Annotated in this window: 2 protein-coding genes; one reads left to right on the top strand and one right to left on the bottom strand. The window is 44.3% G+C overall.

The window, feature by feature from the left end:
* The first annotated feature begins 86 nt into the window (after nt 1-86).
* Nucleotides 87-662, top strand: a complete 576-nt coding sequence (locus R7Q47_RS24840) for a porin family protein (RefSeq protein WP_005454197.1) — start codon at nt 87-89, stop codon at nt 660-662.
* Nucleotides 663-730: 68 nt separating this feature from the next.
* Here R7Q47_RS24840 and R7Q47_RS24835 read toward each other — a convergent pair.
* The coding region (locus tag R7Q47_RS24835) for an efflux RND transporter permease subunit (protein ID WP_318089946.1) at nt 731-1,323 on the bottom strand (593 nt) is incomplete at its 5' end.

Raw genomic sequence — 1,323 nt, 5'->3', positions numbered from 1 at the left:
TCAAGTAGCCGATGAAAAATCCCAAAAGCAGATAAAGCCTCTTATATTTCACTTCGTTTTAATCAAAATAATAAAGTTAATTACACATGAAAAAAGCTGTCCTTTTGTTAGCTGCTGTTTCAGCATTCGCGCAAGCAAATCAAACTGATGTCGAGAAAAAAGACGTATCAGGCTTTTACCTTGGTGGTGGTATCGGGGTTACAACTGTCTATGACGACAGTGTTTGGCCGTATGCGGTTAATCTGGATTCTAACGACTCCACATACAAACTGTTTGGCGGTTACCAGTTCAACCGTATCGTCGCAATCGAAGCGCAATACACACGCTACGGTGATATTTTTGACAAGTTTGAAGATGCACCGCGCACAATGGTAAAACCTGAAAACATCGCTCTAATGGCGAACCTAGGTTACACCTTTGACAGTGGCTGGCGTCCGTTTGCGACGGTCGGCCTTGGTCGTACCGAACTTGATTTTGGCTCTTCGTCAAAAGCAGAAACGTCATTCCGTGCAGGTGTTGGTGGCGAATACTCACCTAAAGCGATCGAGAATCTGAATTTCCGCATCGCGTATGAAGTAGACACATTTGTAATTGACGAAACTTACGATGACTTAACCATCATGCTCGGCTCGCTTTACGCTGGCGTCTCTTACAAGTTCTAAAACGAAAAAAGCCCTGAGGAAATCCCTCAGGGCTAGGCAGGAAGCTGACTTAGATAAGTCAGGAGTCCTTATGCAGTGGTCGGTTTAATCCTAAATAGAATCGCAAACATTACTGGTACAACAATCAATGTTAGTACCGTTGCAAAACCAAGACCTGCCATAATCGTTATTGCCATCGAGCCAAAGAAGGCGTCAAACACGAGTGGAATCATACCTAGAATCGTTGTCAGCGCCGCCATGCTTACTGGACGCACACGGCTGATCGCGCTATCTACAATCGCAAGATATGGATCTTTGCCAGACTCTAATTCCAAGTTAATTTGATCAAGTAACACAATGCCGTTTTTCAAAATCATCCCGCTCAAGCTCAGCAATCCAAGGAATGCAGTGAAGCTGAATGGCATGTTAGTTGTCAGTAGACCAAACGCCACACCAATAATGGAAAGCGGAACCGTAAACCAAATCACCAACGGTTTTTTGATTGAGTTAAACAGTAAAATGGTGATGATGAACATCAGCAAGTAGCCCATTGGCAGAGAACCAAATAGCCCTTCTTGCGCATCTTTCGATGATTCGTATTCCCCACCCCAAGTAATTTCGTACCCTTCAGGGATGTGCAAAGCCATCACTTTTGGTTGTACGCGAGCAAACAAACTTGCCG

This window comes from Vibrio sp. Vb0349 (assembly GCF_033338975.1).
This window is presented reverse-complemented; position numbering and strand designations above follow the sequence as displayed.